Raw genomic sequence first — 15,651 nt, forward strand, 5'->3', positions numbered from 1 at the left:
CGGCCCCCGCCCACGCCCCACCCCTACGCCCCAGGAGTGCCCAGCATGACCAGCAGCGCAGCGCCGGATCGGCTCACCGCCGCGCAGACCGAAGCCGCCCTCAACCCCCCGAAGGGTCGCACCGGCGGCGACCTCGTCGTCGAGTCCCTGTGCGGCCTCGGCGCGACCACGGTCTTCGGTCTTCCCGGCCAACACGCCCTCGGCATGTTCGACGCACTGCGCCGCTCCACGCTCCGTTACGTCGGACTGCGCGTCGAGAACAACGCGGGCTTCGCCGCCGACGCGTACGGCCGGATCACCGGCGAGGCGGCCCCGCTGCTGCTCTCCACCGGCCCCGGCGCGCTGATGTCGCTCGCCGCGCTCCAGGAGGCGGCCGCCGCGTCCGCGCCCGTGCTCGCCATCGGCAGCCAGGTCCCGGTCGCCGGCTTGGGCGGCGGCCGGCACGGCTACCTGCACGAACTGCGCGACCAGCAGGCGTCCTTCCGCGACATCGTGAAGTCCGTGCACACCGTGCGGACCCCGTCCCAGATCCCGTCCGCGATCGCCGCCGCCTGGCAGTCGGCGCTCACCGCCCCGCACGGGCCGGTGTGGGTCGAGATCCCGCAGGACGTGCTCCTCGCCGAGACCACGCTGCCCGTGGTCACCGCCCTGGACGCGACCCCGCAGCCGGTCGTGCCGCGCCCCGAACTGACCGCGGTCGCGGCGGACCTGCTGGCGAAGGCCGAGCGGCCGGCGATCATCGCCGGCGGCGGAGTCGTCCGCTCCGACGCCTCCGGAGCGCTGCTCGCGCTCGCGGAGCGGCTGAACGCGCCGGTGGTCACCACCTTCGGCGGCAAGGGCGCCTTCCCGTGGGAGCACCCGCTCTCGCTCCAGTCCTGGTTGGAGGACCGGCACACCACCGAGTTCCTGGAGGACGCGGACGTCCTGCTCGTCGTCGGCAGCGGCTTGGGCGAACTGTCGTCGAACTACCACACGTTCGCGCCGCGCGGCCGGATCGTGCAGATCGAGGCCGACGCCGGAAAGCTGGAGTCCAACCACCCCGCTCTCGGCATCCACGCCGACGCGCGCCTCGCCCTCCAGGCCCTGCTGGACACGGTGCCGGCGCGCGAGGACGCCGGCGCGCCCGAGCGGGTGCGGGCCGTCCTGGCAAAGGTGACGGACCGTCTCCAGGCCCAGGATCTGGGCCTGGAGCAGCGGCTCGTCGCCGCGGTGCGCGAGGCGCTGCCGGACGCGGCGGCCAGCTTCTGGGACATGACGATCCTGGCGTACTGGGCCTGGTCCGCCTTCGACGCCCGGCACCCGAACACGATGCACTCCGCCCAGGGCGCCGGCGGCCTCGGTTACGGCTTCCCGGCGGCCCTCGGCGCGGCGGCGGCCGACGCGACCCGCCCGGTGCTCGCGGTGTCGGGCGACGGCGGCGCGCTCTACTCGATCGCCGAGCTTGCGACGGCGAAGCAGTACGACCTCGACGTCACCTGGCTCATCGTCGACGACGGCGGCTACGGCATCCTGCGCGAGTACATGAACGACGCCTTCGGCGAGGCCACGGCGACCGAACTGACCAGGCCGGACTTCGTCGCCCTGGCCGAGTCCTTCGGCGTCCCGGCCACCCTGACCACCCCGGAGTCCCTGACGACGGACCTCGGCAAGGCCCTCGCCGCACCGGGCCCGTCGGTGGTGGTCCTCCCGGCCGTACTGAGGATGTTCGAACCGACGCACCTCTGAGTCCCGGGCTCTGGACGTCCCTCTGAGTCCCGGGCTCTGTACGCACCTCTGAGTCCCGGGCTCTGTACTTCCCTACAGCAGGGGCTCCTCGTCGGCCCAGGGGCGCTCCGTCTCCAGTTGGCCGGCGAGGGCGAGGAGGAGGCCCTCGCCGCCGAGCGGGGCGACGAACTGGACGCCGAGCGGCAGGCCTTGGGGTGTGCGGTAGCCGGGGACGGACATGGCGGGGCGGCCTGTCATGTTGGCGAGCTGGGTGAAGGGCACGGTGGCCAGGTTGGTGAGGATGACCTGCTTCCACAGGCCGGTCCGGGCGAGTTGGCCGACCAGCCCGAGGCGCATCACCGCGTGACCCGCGGCCTTGACGAAGGCCGGGGTCTCGAGTGCGCCGATGCGGACCGGAGGCTCGGCGAGCGTGGGGGTGAGCAGCAGGTCGTAGCGGTCGTGGAAGGCGGTCAGGGCGCGGGCGTGGTCGTTGCGGCGCTGAGTGGCCAGGTGGTACTGCGGGGCCCGCATCGCACGGCCGACCGCGGCCAACAGCAGGGTGTCCGTCTCGAAGTCCTTGGCCCGCGCGCCCGCCGTCCGGCGCAGTTCGGCCACGGTGGCCGCGGTGCCGGCGTACCAGGCGGTGAGGAAGTCGAGCGCCAGCGCCTCCCCGTCCACCTCCGGCTCGGCCGGTTCGACGTCGTGGCCGAGCTTCGTCAGGAGGGCGACCATGTCCTCGACCGCGGCCACGGCCTCCGGGGACACCGGCGTGCCGATCGGCGAGGCGGTGGTGAACCCGACGCGCAGCCGGCCGGGCGGCCGCTGGGCGAGCTCGGCGTACGCGTTCTCCGGGCGGGCCGCCAGGTAGGGGCCGCCGGGGTCGTCGCCCGCGGTGAGGACGTCCAGCATCGCTGCGGTGTCCCGGACGGTGCGCGAGAGCACGCCGTCGGTGGCGAGCCCCTGCTCGTACTCCGCGTGGGACGGCCCGGCGGGCACGAGGCCGCGTCCGGGCTTGAGGCCGAACAGGTGGCAGCAGGCCGCGGGGATGCGGATCGATCCGCCGCCGTCGTTGCCGCCTGCGACGGGAACGATCCCGGCCGCCACGGCGGCGGCCGAGCCGCCGGAGGAGCCGCCCGGGGTGTGGTCGAGGTGCCACGGGTTGCGCGTGGGCCCGTCGACCTCGGGTTCGGTGATGGACTTGAGGCCGAATTCGGGGGTGTTGGTCTTGCCGAAGACCACCAGGCCCGCGTCGAGCCACCGGCGGACGGCCTCGCTGTGCTGCGTCGGGACGTTGCGCCGTGCGGCGCGCGAGCCGCTGCCGGTGGGCTGACCGGCGTAGTCCTGCAGCAGGTCCTTGACCAGGAAGGGCACGCCGGCGAACGGTCCGGTGAGCTCGGTGCCGGCCCGCGCGCGGGCGATGTCGTGCAGGGGACGCACGATGGCGTTGAGACGCCCGTCGACGGCCTCCGCGCGTTCGATCGCGACGTCGAGCAGCTCCTGGGCCGACACCTCGCGGCGGGCGACCAGTTCGGCGAGCCCCACCGCGTCGAAGCGCCGGTATTCGTCGTAGCGCATGGCATCCCATCACCTAAAACTAGAGGGCGTAGTTTTAGGTAGGCTAGCGAGGGCCCGAGGGCCGGGACAAGAGCGGAACGAGAACAGGCATCCGGTGGCACGCCCCAGTACGAGACTGATCACCCGCGAGCGCATCATGAGCACGGCGCTGCGGCTCGTCGACGAGCACGGCCCCGACGCACTTTCCATGAGCCGCGTGGCGGCGGAACTCGGCGTCAAGGGCCCCTCCCTGTACAACCACATCTCGGGGAAGAGTGAACTCGTCGAGGGGCTACGGGAGTTGCTCACGGCACAGATCGGCACCGGGCACGCGGAACTGCGGCCGTGGACGCTCGCGGCGGCGCGCTGGGCGCACGCCTACCGCACCGTCTTCGCCGCCCACCCGCGCGTCGTGCCGCTGCTCACCGCCGAGCCCATCGGCTCGGCCGCCACGCTGGAGGCGTACGAGCGGGCGTACGCCGTGCTGCGCCAGGCCGGCTGGCCGGAGGCCGAGGTCCCGGCGGTCGTCCGGGCGATCGAGTACTTCGTGGTCGGCTCGGCGCTCGACCTGATCACCCGCGACCCCGAACAGGCCGAGCTGGGCTTCGAGATCGGGCTGACGTCGCTGATCAGGGGGTTGGAGGAGCGACTGAGCACCCATCTGGCGGCAGGGCGGGCAGTCGCCTCCGAACAGTGACGCGCGCCGGGGCCGTCAGCCGTCCTGCACTGACGCGCGCCCGGGCCGTCAGCCGTCCTGCACTGACGCGCGCCCGGGCCGTCAGCCGTACCGAAGTGACCCGCGACCGGCGTACCGAAGTGACCCGCGACCGACCGTCAGGCGTTCCACCACGCGTCGGTGCCGCACCCGACCTCGTAGTGCCACCAACCGTCCTCTTCCCCGTGCTCCAGGAGCGCCTTGATGCCGGTGAAGTCGGCGTCGGCCGGCGCGTTGAAGGCGACCATCGGGAAGTCGGCGCTGAAGACCTCGCCGCCGAGCCCGAACGGGGAGAGGCGCTGGTGCACGGCCGCCGCGTTGCGCCCCAGAGGGCCGCTGGGAACGGGGAGGACGCGGATCGTGCAGTTGCCGGAGGCGCTGACCCGGCCGACCGCCCAATGGAGCCCTTCGGAGTCGGTCCGGTACTGGACGACGTCGCCCTCCGCCACGCCGTCCTGTAGGAAGGGGACGTTCTGGACGCAGGCCGTGTCGTCGCCGACCTTCGTGGCCCACAGCCCCTCGGTGTCCTGCGGGAGCCAGTCCTCGCGCGGGACGAAGCGGAACCAGACCTTGATCTTCTCTGCCGTGCTCTCCACGAAGCCCATCATGCGCCACATTCCGGCCACGGCCCCCACCGGGTCGGTGGCCGGCGCGGTACTTGAGATGATCTCCGACATGGCCAATTGGGTGACGTACGTCGTGGTTCCCGAGGACGGCGTGCACGAGATGTACGAGTCCCGCTTCGGCGCCGTGGGGCTCGACCTCGACCTGCTCGCCGGGCCCGAGGTCGTCCTTCCCCTGGTCCGCGCACGCGACCGGGTGCAGGGGCACTGGCGCGACGACCAGGCGTGCGAGGCTGCGGCGCTGATCGATCTGAGCCGCAGGACGCTGCTCCTCTTCGCCTGGGAGGGGCCGATCACCCAGATGCGGCACCGGGCTGCCGTCTGGGAGGCGCTGAGGCATGCGTGGCCGGGCTGGGAACTGCGCTGGACGTTCGACGGTCCGGCAGACCTGAGGGTCTGCCTCGGCCTGGACCCGGAGGACGTTCGCTGGCGCGGCCGGTCGCTGTGTCCGGAGTTCGCGATGGACCTCGACGACGAGGAGCTGGCCGACCCCGACCCGATGATCCGGGTCGTCACTGTCGGTGCGGACCGGTGCCATGTGCTCTCCGGGGTCAACGACCACCCGATCGTCGAGGGCCCGGCCCTGCTCGACCGTCTGACGGACGCACCCGACCACGGCGTCTGCGCGGTGACCGCCGGCTCCGGGATCCACGTCGATCCTGAGCGACGCCGGGTCGGCTGGTGGCTGCTCGACGCGACGGCCGGCGCGGGCGGTATGGCGACGCGCTGGCCGGGTTGGACGGTGGAGTTCTGGGAGGACCGGTGGGAGGAGCATGTGCGCGCGGCGGCCGGCCGGTTCGCGCCGCCCGCCGTCGACCGGGAGCAGGCCTTGGCAGAGCTGCGCGCCGAAGCGCGGGAGCACTGGTCCCGGCGTGAGCCCGACCCGCTGAGGGGCTGGATGCAGGCCGCCGCGCCGGACGTGGCGGACGCGGTGCTGCGGCGGGACGGGTGGCCAGGGCCGGGCCGCGGCTGATCTCGGCCTGTGAGGACCCCGTCAGGACGCCGCCGCCGGCGCAGCACGCCGCGTACCCGGTCGAGGAGCACGCGTACTACGGACGGCTGCAGTGCTGTACACGCCGTCGGCGGGCAGCGATACCGCCGGGGGAACGGCTCACGCTGCTCAAGGTCGTCGGCACGGGGCAGTTCAGCGCGTCCGGCTGAGGCGGGGCTACTCAGCGGGCGGCTCTGGCTCCAGCCGCTTCAGGGCCTGGCCTGCTTTGTCGGCCGCTCGCCGCGCGGCGTGTGCGGCGCGGTCGGCCTCGCGGGCCGCGGTGCCGGTGTGCCTCGCCTCCGTACGAGCCTCGCGCTCATCGTCGCGGGCGGCGCGGAGCTGTACGGCGAGTGCGGCGGCGCGGTCGGCCGCGGCGGCGGCGCGGGCCTCGGCGGCATCGTGCAGGGACCGGACCTCCTGGAGCCCGGCTTCGAGACGGCGGGCCTCGGCATCGCTTTCGGCTGCCGCCGAACGGGCGGCTTCCAGGCGCTCGCGCTGCTGGGCCGCATGGCGGGACGGCTTCGTCCCGGCGGGCGGGGGCGACTGCCGAGGCGGCTCCGTCGCTTCCTGCCGCTTCGGGGACGTACGAGGCGGGACCTCGTCCGGCGTGAGGGCCGCGGTGAAGCCGACCGTGGCCTCCGGGGGCTTCACGAGCCGCCCCTTGGCCCACTCCTCGGCGACGTCGGGGTCGGCGAGGACGCTCCGCAGGATCTGCCCGATCTCGTCCAGGGCGCTCCCGCCGACCGGCTGTCCGGCCTGCGCGGCGAGAGCGACGGCGTCCTGCACGAGCGTCGCAATCAGCCGGTGCTGCTGGCGGCTCAGCTGCCGGAGCTGATGCGGGTCGAGAGTGCGGTGCGCCTCGCGGAGGGCCCGGCCGAGCGCGAGGAGCTGTTCGGCCTCGGCGGGCCGCGTCCGAACGAGGTGGTTCGAGGCCCAGGCGGGCAGGGTCGGCCTGCGCAGGGCGGCGATCCGCTTGGCCCCGGCGGCGTCCTTGGCCTTCCGAGCCTGTGCGACGTACGCGTCCCGGGCGGCGGTGAACTCCGACGGCCTCAGCCCGTACAGCTCATCGATGACCTCGTCGACATCCACTCCCCCACTCTCGTGCCCAAGGCCGCGAATCGCCCGTTGTACGCGACCGGGCCCGCCGCAACGCATGCGGCGGGCCCGGTTCCTTAGTGGCCGAGGCGGGATTCGAACCCGCGACCTCTGGGTTATGAGCCCAGCGAGCTGCCTAACTGCTCCACCCGGCGACCTCCACCGTAAGACGGCCGACCTGTCACGCGCCAAGGGTTTTCGACCGACGCGTCGAGCGGGCCGAGCGGGCGTCCGCCGATAGATTCAGGCGGCATGACGGACCCCCTGTACTACGTCGACCGCTCGGCCATCCGCGAGGGCAAGCTCGCGGCGGTCAAGAGCGGGATGCGCGACCTGGCCGAGTTCATCGAGGCACGGGAGCCGCGGCTGATCGCCTACCACTTCTACATCGACGAGTCCGAGTCCACGATGACGCTGGTGGCCGTCCATCCCGACTCGGCGTCGCTGGAGTTCCACCTGGAGCTCGGCGATCCGAAGTTCCGGGCGTTCGCTGAGCTCATCCGCATGAGATCCATCGATGTGTACGGCCGTCCGAGCCCGCTCGCCGTGGACCGGCTCCGCCAGAAGGCCGAGATGCTCGGCGGAGGGACCGTCACCCTCCACACCCCGCAGGCGGGCTTCAGCCGACTCTCCTCGGTCTAGCCCGGGGCCGGGCCCACCTGCTCACTTCGTCGTCGCGTGAGCGAAATCGATCGAACGCGCCAACTCTCGCCTACACGTGATCACGGTGTGACTAATATGCACGCGTTGGAATGCACCACGAATCTGATCGGTCGTCACGCCGATCCACGTCAAGGAGCATGCCCTGCGCACGCGCGCGTCGTTACGAAGGACCGGCTCGGCGTCGTCCCTCTCCCTGCGGACCGCCCTGCTCGTCCTCACCCTCGTCCCCGGTGTCGCACTGCTCGCGCTCTGGGGCGTCACCAGTGGTCAGACCTTCCTCGACTTCCAACGGCAGGCAGGACAGGGCCTGTTGGCGGAGAAGGCGGGTCAGCCGTCCAACCTCGTGTACTACAGCCTCCAGGAGGAACGGCGGCTCAGCGCCGAGGCGCTGGCCCGCCGCCCCGGGGCCGTCGAGGCGCTGAGCCGGCAGCGCGCGTCGACGGACGAGGCGGTCGAGCGGTTCCGGACGCTGTCGGACGTGAGCGAGGAAGACGCGCCGGCCGAGGTCCTGCGCGCCGTCGCCGAAGCCCGGGAAGCGATCGGGAAGTTACCCGCCCAGCGGGAGCTCGTCGACGGCGGCGATGACGACCAGCAGCAGGCGGTGTACACGTACTACACCGACCTGATCGCCGTCGACCTGGAGCTTTTCTCGGCGCTCAGCCGGGTCGACAACGGCAGGATCACCACGCTCTCCCAGCCGCTCGTCGACCTCTTCTGGGCCAAGGAGATGATCTCCCGCTCAGACGCCCTCCTCGCCCGCGGCTGGCCCGACCGCAGACTGAGCACCGCAGACCTCGCCGCCTTCCGTGAGACGGTCTCCAGCCAGTCGTTCCTCGCCTCCACCCAGATCGTGCCCCGCCTCCCGGACGACGAGAAGGCCATGTGGGACGAGATCGTCGGCAGTCCGCAGTGGCGGACGAAGACGAACGTCGAGACCACGGTCCTGCGCCCGGCCCGCGCGAACGCCGACGGGTACGTGTCTCTGGCCGCCGACGAGAAGTCCTGGCGTGCCGCCATGGACTCCCTCACACCCCAGCTGCAGAAGCTCCTGGAGCACCGGACCGCCCTGGTGGTCGAGGAGGGCAAGGGCAGCGTGATGGGGCTGCTCGCGCGGATGGCGGTGACCACCGTCGTCGGCCTGCTGGCCGTCGTCGCCGTCATCTGGACCACCTGGCGTCTCACCCGCACCCTGCGCCGGCGCATCCGCCGTCTCCACGAGCAGGCCGAGGCCCTGGAGAAGGCCCTGCCCGACGTCGTCGACCGGCTCGGCCAGGGCGAGCGCATCGACGTCGAGACCGAGGCGCGCGCCATCCGGCAGGACGTGCACGACCGCGCCTCGGACGAACTCACCCGACTCGGCGAGGCGTTCAACCTCGCGCGCACCAGCGCGCTGGAGGCCGCCGTCCGACAGGCGAACCAACACCGCGGCTTCGAGCGGCTGTTGCAGCGCATCGCGCGCCGGACGCAGCAGCTCATCGGCCAGCAGATGAAGAAGCTGGACGAGCTGGAGCGCCGGCACGAGGACCCGGAACTCCTCGACGGGCTGTTCGACCTCGACCACCTCACGGCCCGACTTCGGCGGTACGAGGAGAACCTGGTCATCCTCGCGGGCGGTTCGCCGCACCGCCGCTGGCGCAAGCCGGTGCCGCTGCTCGACGTGATGCGTTCGGCGCAGGGCGAGGTGAGCGACTACCAGCGGGTGATGCTCGACCTCGACGCGAACCACGCGCTGGCCCCCCGCGCCGTAGGACCCGTCTCGCACGTCCTCGCCGAGCTGATCGAGAACGCGCTCGCCTTCTCCCCGCCGACCGGCCCGGTCGAGGTCAGGGCCGCCCAGGTGAGCCGGGGCCTGGCCATCGAGGTCGAGGACCGGGGCCTGGGCATGGACGAGGAGCGGCTGACCGCGGCCAACGAGCTGATGACGCGTCCGCCCCGGATGGACCTCCTGGCCCACACCGACGACATCCGCCTCGGCCTGCACGTCGTCGCGCGCCTCGCCTCCCAGTACGAGCTGCGGGTCGAGTTCCGTACCTCGGCGTACGGCGGCACCCGTGCCGTCGTGCTCGTGCCCCCGGAGCTCGTCGTCACCGGGACGCAGCCGGGAGCCGGCCCGGTGGCCGCCGCGGACCTGCGGGACGCCGCGACGCTGCCCACGCGGATGCGACGACGCCGAGGCGCGGCCGCGGGACGGCCGACGCTCGCCCTCGAGCGGACGCGAACGGAGGGGCCGAGCCCGTACGGGACGGGAGGTACGAGCTCGTACGAAGCGGAGGCCGTGAACCTGTACGGAGCGGAGGCCACGAGCCCGTACGGAACGGGAGCCGCGAGCCCCGAGCCGCACGGTCACGGGCACGAACGCCCCGAAGAGCTTCCCCACGCACGCTCCCATGGGCGCGCCGATGGACTCCGGCCCGAGGACTCTCCGGCCCACGCCGCCTCCCCCGCCGCCGACGAGCCGCCGCTGCCTCGTCGGGTGCGGCAGGCCAGCCTGGTCGACGAGCTGCGCGGGACCCCGGCCGACTCCGTACCGGCCCCGGCCGCCGACCCCACGCCGACGGACGCACCGCGTCGGGCCGGGGCGACGATCGGTGCGTTCCAGCGCCGTTCGCGCGCCGCCCGCGCGAACCCCGCACCGGAGCCCTCACCCGCATCCGCACCCCAGCCCGCCCTACCGTCCCAACCCACGAGAGAAGACCGGTCATGACACGCACAACCGCGACCCGCCAGGACCTGGACTGGCTGCTCGACGGCCTGGTGAACTCGGTGGCCGAGACCCGCAGCGCCGTCCTGCTCTCCGACGACGGCCTGGTCGTCAGCCACTCGCGCTCCCTGGACCGCGGCGACGCCGAACGCCTCGCCGCCATCTGCACCGGTCAGCAGAGCCTGGCCCGCGGCGTCGGTCAGCTCTTCGACGGAGGCCCGGTGCACCAGGTGATCGTCGAACTGGCCGACCTGTGGCTCTTCATCGTCGCCGCGGGGCAGGGCACGCACCTGGCGGTCGTCGCCTCGCAGGAAGTGGACGCCGAGGTGACGTCGCTTGCCATGCACAACCTCGTCCAGCAGGTCGGCGAGCAGCTCGGCACCCCGGCGCGCGCCGAGGTCGAGGCCTTCGGCCACGAGGCAGGGCACAGGGCATGAGCACCGGCTGGGAGGGCACGGACGAGGACGGGGACGAGGGGCTCGACGAGGACGGCTCGGGCAGCATGGTGCGCCCGTACACCCTCACCCGCGGCCGGACCGCGCCCGACCGGGACGACCTCTCGCTCATCACGGTGCTGACGACGGTGGACGGACCCCGCGACGCGCGAGGACTGCCGCCGCGCTCAGGCAGGCTCCAGCCGGAGCACCGGCTGATCCTCGACCGGTGCCGTCGCTCCGCGGCGCTCGCCGAGGTGGCGGCCGACCTCGACCTCCCGGTGTCGGTGACCAAGATCCTTCTGGCCGACCTGGTCGGCCAGGGCCTGCTGACCGCCCGTGCGCCGCTGGCGGTGGCGGCGGGCAGCCTCGACGTGAGCCTGCTGACCGCGGTACGCGACGGACTCCGGAGACTCTGAACCCATGATCAGCAATCAGGCGGCCCCGGCCGCAGTGAAGATCCTCGTCGCCGGCGGTTTCGGCGTCGGCAAGACCACCCTTGTCGGTGCGGTGAGCGAGGTGAGGCCGCTGCGCACGGAGGAGTACCTCACCGACGCCGGCGTCGGCGTGGACGACCTGGACGGCATCGACGAGAAGGAGACGACGACCGTCGCCCTCGATTTCGGGCGTATCTCGGTCAGCGACGAGTTGGTGGTCTACCTGTTCGGCACGCCTGGGCAGGAACGCTTCTGGTTCATGTGGAACGACCTGGTCAACGGCGCGCTGGGCGGGGTGGTCATCGCCGACACCCGGCGTCTGGAGACCAGTTTCGCCTCGATCGACTTCTTCGAGAGCCGCGCGATCCCGTTCGTCGTCGCGATCAACTGCTTCCACGGCCACAACACCCGTACGGCGGACGAGATCCGCGCCGCGCTCGACGTCGATCCGGACGTCCCGCTGCTGATCGGCGACGTCCGGCAGCGCGGCTTCGACAAGGAGGTGTTGCTGGCGCTCATGGACCACCTGATGAGGCTGCCGGCGACGATCTGACGCCCCAGGACGTTCAAGGACGTTCAAGGACCTTCCTCCTCCCTCCCTCCCCTTCGTCTGGAGACACCCGACATGGCATCACCACTGCGCGTCCTGATCCACGGCGGCGGCATCGGCGGGCTGACGCTCGCCACCGCCCTGGCCCGGCGCGGCCACACCGTGGAGGTCGCCGAGATACGCGACGAACTGGACGCGCTCGGTGTGGGCATCATCCAGCCGTCGAACGCCCTGCACGTGATGCGCGAGATCGGCCTGCTGGAGGCCTGCCTGGCGGCGGGGTTCGAGTGGGAGGTCCTGACGATCGCCGACCCCATGGGCAACGAGCTGGCGCGGATCCCCCAGCCCCGCATGGACGGCGCGCCGCCGAACAACGGCATCCCGCGCCCCGCCCTCGCCGAGGTGCTCGGCGAGGCCGCCGGCGCGGCGGGCGCGCGGATCCGGTTCGGCACGACGGTGGCGGAGCTGGACGACGACGGGACGGGCGTCACCGTGCGGCTCTCCGACGGCTCCGCCGGACGGTGGGACTTGGTGGTCGGCTTCGACGGCATCGGCTCGCCGCTGCGCACGCGCCTGTACGGGGAGCGGTACGCCCCCGAGTACACCGGATTCGCCAACTGGCGGGTCACGGTGCCGCGTCAGGCCGGCGTACGCGGTGTCGTGATGTCGACGGCGGGGCAGGAGGCGAAGGCGCTGCTGACCCCGATCACGGACGAGCTGATGTATCTGGGCGCGGTGTTCGCCGAGGCCGAGGACTTCCGTCCGGATCCGGAGCTGGCCCACGAGGAGCTCGTGAAGCGGCTGGCGATGTTCTCCGGGCCGGTCGCCGAGGCGCTCGCCGCGGTCGACGATCCCGGCGCCGTGGTGTATTCGCGGATCTCTCAGGTGACGGTCGAGGAGCCGTGGCACGTCGGGCGAGTCGTCCTGGCCGGCGACGCGGCGCACGCCTCCACGCCTCACCTCGCGCAAGGCGCCGCGATGGCCGTCGAGGACGCCTTCGTCCTGGCCGAGTCGCTGGACGCCGCCCCGACGGTGCCGGAGGCCCTGGAGGCATGGGAGGCCCGCCGCCGGCCTCGCGCGATGTGGGTCCAGGCCCTGTCACGCGCGGTGCTCAAGCAGGAGATGGGCGCGGAGACGACCCCGGAGGAGGACGAGCTCCTCAAGATCGGCGTCCCGGGCGCGGCCCACGTCCTGGCGAAGCCGTACTAGGAAATCCCGTGGCCGGCGAAGCGGAGGCGTCGGTATCGTCCCGGAATCCGGGCCCCCGCGTTCTGCGGCGGCCCGTCCCAGGAAGCGATGACCCATGACCAGCCAGCACTCCACGCCGACGACGACTCTGTGGCGCCCGACCGGGCCCGAGGAGTTGGCCCTCGTGCGCGAGCTGGACTCGCGGGCATGGCCTCCGCGCCTGCCCGAGCAGCCGATCTTCTATCCGGTGCTGAACGAGGACTACGCGATCAGGATCGCGCGGGACTGGAACGTGAAGCACAGCGGTGTGGGGTTCGTGACGCGGTTCGAGGTCGAGGCGGACTTCCTGAGCCGGTACCCCGTGCAACAGGCCGGCGGGCAGACGATCCTGGAGCTCTGGGTCCCGGCCGAGGAGCTCGAATTGTTCAACGCGCACATCGTCGGAAAGATCGAGGTCGTGCACGAGTTCCGCTGAACCGGCGGCGCCGAAGACGGACTGAGAACTGAGACGTGGACGTTGCGCGGATCCTCGACTGCGAGCGGGCGGGTGACTTCGCAGACTTCTCCCCCGCCGCCCAGTCCGCCTGGTACGCCGCGTACTACGGATGATGAACCGGCCTGTCAGTGCCCGCGCTTAGGGTGCTGAGCATGACCGATTGGATTCAGGGTCCGTACGGGGGACTCGATGTGAACCTCGTCTTCGCGCGGGGCATGACCCTCGGCGCGCTCGCCGAGGGCCTGCGCGGCGTGATGCGGGAGCCGCTCGCGTCCGGTGAGGCGGGCGGGTGGGCGTGGGTCGTGCACGAGATGCTCAACGCCGAGGCCGAGGACTTCGAGCCGGTGAACTACAGCGGCCTCTGCCCGGGCGGCGCGGAGATCGTCGTGTTCGTGACGGAGCCGTGCAGCCCCAAGGGCTTCCCACCGGCGTTCGAGTACCACCGCGACGGCCGCACGGTCCTGTGGTTCAGCTTCGAGGACCTCGGGCAGCGCGTCGGCGACAACCCGGACTATCTGTCGGCCGAGCTCCTGGCGGCCGGCCTCATCGGCCCCGACGCGGTCTGCGCGCACGAGGACGAGCCCGGTCACGACTGCTACGACCATGACCAGGACGACGAGGAACGCCTGGTGAGAACGCTCGCCGACTTCTTCGCCCTCCCCTCGCCGCCCCTCTCCCCGGAGGTGACTCCGACATGGGCCGGCTGACCCCGAACACGTTCGTCACGTTCTGCCGGGGCATGGCGCTGCCCACCCTGGCTCATGCCTTCGCGGAAGCGGGGCATCCCGCCCGCGCCTCCGGCGAGTCGTCCGGCTGGGCCTGGGTGACGCACGACGCCGACGAGGCCCGCGCGTCCGGCCGGTCGTACGGCTGGGACTTGCTGACGCACGACGCTTCCGAGGCCGAGGCCGCCTACGCCGCCGACAGGTCCCTCTGGGATCTGGCGCGCGACATCACGGGCTTCCGCTACGCCGACCGCGTGCCCCAGGGGCAGGTCGTGGAGACCGTGTTCCTGGCATCCACGCCGCCCTGCGCATGCCCGCACGGGCAGAACTTCATGGTTCCGCACTGCGACCGGCACCCGTTCCAGTTCGCCTACTACCGCGGCGGGTTCGAGCAGACCTACTTCAATGTCGGAGAGCGTCGCGAGTCCATACGCGCCGGTGGCCAGGCCGACCTGCTCGTGCGCGAGCTGCTGAACGCCGGGATCGTCGGCCGGGACACTCCGAACTACGACACGGATCCGGGTTTCAACGCCGATGGGGCGCAGACGGTGCGGATCATCGTCGAGCACTTCGGGCTTCCGTCCCCGCCGCTTCTGCCCCCTGAGGCGGATCCTGCGAGCGGCCTCTGACCGGCGGATCTTCTCCTTTAGGCCCATGGTCCGGGGCCCCGCGATGGGTCATGCTGAGGGCGGCTCGAGGGGAGTGGGGGATTCCTCTTGTGCCGGTCCGGCACGGGGGGCCGGACCGGCGCAGGCCTTCGCTCAGGGGGCCCAGGCACGCGCCAGGGCGACCCGGTTGGGACATTTGGACTTGCGGCGGGCCGCGGCGAGGTGCTTCTTGGCCGTCCCGACGTCGACGACCATGCGGCGGGCGATCTGCTCGTCCGTGAGGCCCTCGGCGAGCAGCGCGACCGCTTCCGTCTCGCGGGGTGTGAGCAGGTCCGCCCAAGCCGGGCGGGCGGCCAGCAGCCCCGCCGCGATGCGGGCGACCGCAGGCCCGAGGAGGCCGAGCAGGGCGACCTCGCGGGGGCCGAAGGCGTGCTCGTACGGGTCGAACAGCGCGATCCCGAACTGCAGGCCGGTGCCGGGCGGCGACCAGGACTTGGCCATGACCGCGCCGATGCCGTTGGGCCGCAGAAATTCGTCGACGAACGGCCGCCGCTTCTCATCGACGAGGTGGGCGACGTCGAGCAGGGTCAGCGGCGGGGCTGGTACGCCGCGCACCGCCGCGTCGACGGCCGCGACCGCGATCGGGTCGAGGCGGTGGAAGCGCTCGCGGTACGCCTCCATGGCGGGTTCGACGATCCCGGACGCCTGGGCCGTCGCGTCCTGGAAGAGCCGGGGCCGGGTATCGCCGGTGAGGACCGCGGCGTTCCGGAAGTCGAGGCGGGCAGCGAGGGACTCGGTGAGCAGCTCGCCGAGCTCCGGCAGCGTGCGCGCGGAGTGGCAGTCGGCGACGACGGCGAGAAGCCGCTCGACGTCCGGGACGGGGAGCTGGTCCACACGGTCCTCCAGTGCCTGGCCTGCGGGGGGTCGTTTCGCGCGAGATCGTACGGCGGTGGCCGCGGCTCCGCCTCTCGGGGGCAGGTTCCGCAAGGCTCCACAGCCCACGCCTCCGCCTCCCCCAGGACCGCTGCCGCCCCGCGTTCCCTACACGGACTCCCTGCGAACGAGTTCCGTGGAGGTCCGGGGCGCGTTCCAGGAGTTCGCGGGCCGCCTCCTCGCCGCCGGCGGCGGCGGGTCGGACCGGGCGGCGGGTCGGACCGGGCGGCGGGT

At 72.4% G+C, this 15,651-nt stretch carries 16 protein-coding genes and 1 tRNA gene; 12 read left to right on the forward strand and 5 right to left on the reverse strand.

What is annotated here, in order from left to right:
* Positions 1-45: 45 nt before the first annotated feature.
* Positions 46-1,725 (forward strand): thiamine pyrophosphate-binding protein, encoded by a 1,680-nt coding sequence (locus tag VIU94_RS04105; RefSeq protein WP_331907622.1) that lies wholly within the window; start codon positions 46-48, stop codon positions 1,723-1,725.
* Between the two features lie 72 nt (positions 1,726-1,797).
* On the opposite strand, the gene VIU94_RS04110 is transcribed toward VIU94_RS04105, so the two are convergent.
* Positions 1,798-3,279 carry an amidase gene (locus VIU94_RS04110; protein WP_331907624.1) on the reverse strand — a complete coding sequence of 494 codons (1,482 nt, stop codon included), beginning with the start codon at positions 3,277-3,279 and terminating at the stop codon, positions 1,798-1,800.
* A gap of 94 nt (positions 3,280-3,373) precedes the next feature.
* Here VIU94_RS04110 and VIU94_RS04115 point away from each other — a divergent pair, with 94 nt between their 5' ends.
* On the forward strand, positions 3,374-3,955 hold the full coding sequence (locus tag VIU94_RS04115; RefSeq protein WP_331907626.1) for a TetR/AcrR family transcriptional regulator: 582 nt from the start codon (positions 3,374-3,376) through the stop codon (positions 3,953-3,955).
* A 137-nt stretch (positions 3,956-4,092) separates the two neighbouring features.
* Here the strand turns inward: VIU94_RS04115 and VIU94_RS04120 are convergent, their stop codons facing one another.
* On the reverse strand, positions 4,093-4,581 hold the full coding sequence (locus VIU94_RS04120) for a DUF4265 domain-containing protein (RefSeq protein WP_414720883.1): 489 nt from the start codon (positions 4,579-4,581) through the stop codon (positions 4,093-4,095).
* Between the two features lie 67 nt (positions 4,582-4,648).
* Between VIU94_RS04120 and VIU94_RS04125 the strand changes: the two genes are divergently transcribed.
* Positions 4,649-5,569 carry a hypothetical protein gene (locus tag VIU94_RS04125; protein ID WP_331907628.1) on the forward strand — a complete coding sequence of 307 codons (921 nt, stop codon included), beginning with the start codon at positions 4,649-4,651 and terminating at the stop codon, positions 5,567-5,569.
* A 195-nt stretch (positions 5,570-5,764) separates the two neighbouring features.
* Here the strand turns inward: VIU94_RS04125 and VIU94_RS04130 are convergent, their stop codons facing one another.
* Positions 5,765-6,676, reverse strand: coding sequence for a hypothetical protein (locus tag VIU94_RS04130; protein WP_331907630.1), 912 nt, complete (start codon positions 6,674-6,676; stop codon positions 5,765-5,767).
* An 87-nt stretch (positions 6,677-6,763) separates the two neighbouring features.
* Positions 6,764-6,837 (reverse strand) — tRNA-Met (locus VIU94_RS04135).
* 97 nt (positions 6,838-6,934) lie between these two features.
* On the opposite strand from VIU94_RS04135, the gene VIU94_RS04140 reads away from it, so the two are divergent.
* The 9 genes from VIU94_RS04140 (at position 6,935) to VIU94_RS04180 (ending at position 14,505) form a co-directional block, all read left to right on the forward strand.
* The gene (locus VIU94_RS04140; protein WP_331907632.1) at positions 6,935-7,324 is read left to right on the forward strand and encodes a hypothetical protein; all 390 of its coding nucleotides are present in this window, start codon (positions 6,935-6,937) and stop codon (positions 7,322-7,324) included.
* 331 nt (positions 7,325-7,655) lie between these two features.
* On the forward strand, positions 7,656-10,049 hold the full coding sequence (locus VIU94_RS04145; protein WP_331907634.1) for a nitrate- and nitrite sensing domain-containing protein: 2,394 nt from the start codon (positions 7,656-7,658) through the stop codon (positions 10,047-10,049).
* Positions 10,046-10,483, forward strand: coding sequence for a roadblock/LC7 domain-containing protein (locus VIU94_RS04150; RefSeq protein ID WP_331907636.1), 438 nt, complete (start codon positions 10,046-10,048; stop codon positions 10,481-10,483). The genes VIU94_RS04145 and VIU94_RS04150 overlap by 4 nt, the downstream gene beginning before the upstream one ends.
* Positions 10,480-10,899 carry a DUF742 domain-containing protein gene (locus VIU94_RS04155; protein ID WP_331907638.1) on the forward strand — a complete coding sequence of 140 codons (420 nt, stop codon included), beginning with the start codon at positions 10,480-10,482 and terminating at the stop codon, positions 10,897-10,899. The genes VIU94_RS04150 and VIU94_RS04155 overlap by 4 nt, the downstream gene beginning before the upstream one ends.
* Before the next feature lie 4 nt (positions 10,900-10,903).
* Positions 10,904-11,470, forward strand: a complete 567-nt coding sequence (locus VIU94_RS04160; RefSeq protein ID WP_331907640.1) for a GTP-binding protein — start codon at positions 10,904-10,906, stop codon at positions 11,468-11,470.
* A 72-nt stretch (positions 11,471-11,542) separates the two neighbouring features.
* The gene (locus VIU94_RS04165) at positions 11,543-12,676 is read left to right on the forward strand and encodes an FAD-dependent monooxygenase (protein WP_331907642.1); all 1,134 of its coding nucleotides are present in this window, start codon (positions 11,543-11,545) and stop codon (positions 12,674-12,676) included.
* Positions 12,677-12,770: 94 nt separating this feature from the next.
* Positions 12,771-13,130 carry a hypothetical protein gene (locus VIU94_RS04170; RefSeq protein ID WP_331907644.1) on the forward strand — a complete coding sequence of 120 codons (360 nt, stop codon included), beginning with the start codon at positions 12,771-12,773 and terminating at the stop codon, positions 13,128-13,130.
* A gap of 173 nt (positions 13,131-13,303) precedes the next feature.
* Positions 13,304-13,858 (forward strand): hypothetical protein, encoded by a 555-nt coding sequence (locus tag VIU94_RS04175; RefSeq protein ID WP_331907646.1) that lies wholly within the window; start codon positions 13,304-13,306, stop codon positions 13,856-13,858.
* The gene (locus VIU94_RS04180) at positions 13,846-14,505 is read left to right on the forward strand and encodes a hypothetical protein (RefSeq protein WP_331907648.1); all 660 of its coding nucleotides are present in this window, start codon (positions 13,846-13,848) and stop codon (positions 14,503-14,505) included. Before VIU94_RS04175 ends, VIU94_RS04180 begins: the two co-directional genes overlap by 13 nt.
* A gap of 132 nt (positions 14,506-14,637) precedes the next feature.
* On the opposite strand, the gene VIU94_RS04185 is transcribed toward VIU94_RS04180, so the two are convergent.
* Positions 14,638-15,378: a helix-turn-helix transcriptional regulator gene (locus tag VIU94_RS04185; protein ID WP_331907650.1), complete on the reverse strand. Its 741-nt coding sequence runs from the start codon at positions 15,376-15,378 to the stop codon at positions 14,638-14,640.
* Between the last annotated feature and the right edge of the window lie 273 nt (positions 15,379-15,651).

Source organism: Streptomyces sp. (genome assembly GCF_036566765.1).
GTDB lineage: Bacteria > Actinomycetota > Actinomycetes > Streptomycetales > Streptomycetaceae > Streptomyces.

Excerpts from the sequence above, each read along its gene's own strand:
- VIU94_RS04150 (WP_331907636.1), top strand. The coding sequence starts at position 10,046 with ATGACACGCACAACCGCGACCCGCCAGGACCTGGACTGGCTGCTCGAC.
- VIU94_RS04120 (WP_414720883.1), bottom strand. The coding sequence starts at position 4,581 with ATGATGGGCTTCGTGGAGAGCACGGCAGAGAAGATCAAGGTCTGGTTC.
- VIU94_RS04125 (WP_331907628.1), top strand. The coding sequence starts at position 4,649 with ATGGCCAATTGGGTGACGTACGTCGTGGTTCCCGAGGACGGCGTGCAC.
- VIU94_RS04180 (WP_331907648.1), top strand. The coding sequence starts at position 13,846 with ATGGGCCGGCTGACCCCGAACACGTTCGTCACGTTCTGCCGGGGCATG.
- VIU94_RS04160 (WP_331907640.1), top strand. The coding sequence starts at position 10,904 with ATGATCAGCAATCAGGCGGCCCCGGCCGCAGTGAAGATCCTCGTCGCC.
- VIU94_RS04155 (WP_331907638.1), top strand. The coding sequence starts at position 10,480 with ATGAGCACCGGCTGGGAGGGCACGGACGAGGACGGGGACGAGGGGCTC.
- VIU94_RS04105 (WP_331907622.1), top strand. The coding sequence starts at position 46 with ATGACCAGCAGCGCAGCGCCGGATCGGCTCACCGCCGCGCAGACCGAA.
- VIU94_RS04165 (WP_331907642.1), top strand. The coding sequence starts at position 11,543 with ATGGCATCACCACTGCGCGTCCTGATCCACGGCGGCGGCATCGGCGGG.
- VIU94_RS04110 (WP_331907624.1), bottom strand. The coding sequence starts at position 3,279 with ATGCGCTACGACGAATACCGGCGCTTCGACGCGGTGGGGCTCGCCGAA.
- VIU94_RS04170 (WP_331907644.1), top strand. The coding sequence starts at position 12,771 with ATGACCAGCCAGCACTCCACGCCGACGACGACTCTGTGGCGCCCGACC.
- VIU94_RS04140 (WP_331907632.1), top strand. The coding sequence starts at position 6,935 with ATGACGGACCCCCTGTACTACGTCGACCGCTCGGCCATCCGCGAGGGC.
- VIU94_RS04175 (WP_331907646.1), top strand. The coding sequence starts at position 13,304 with ATGACCGATTGGATTCAGGGTCCGTACGGGGGACTCGATGTGAACCTC.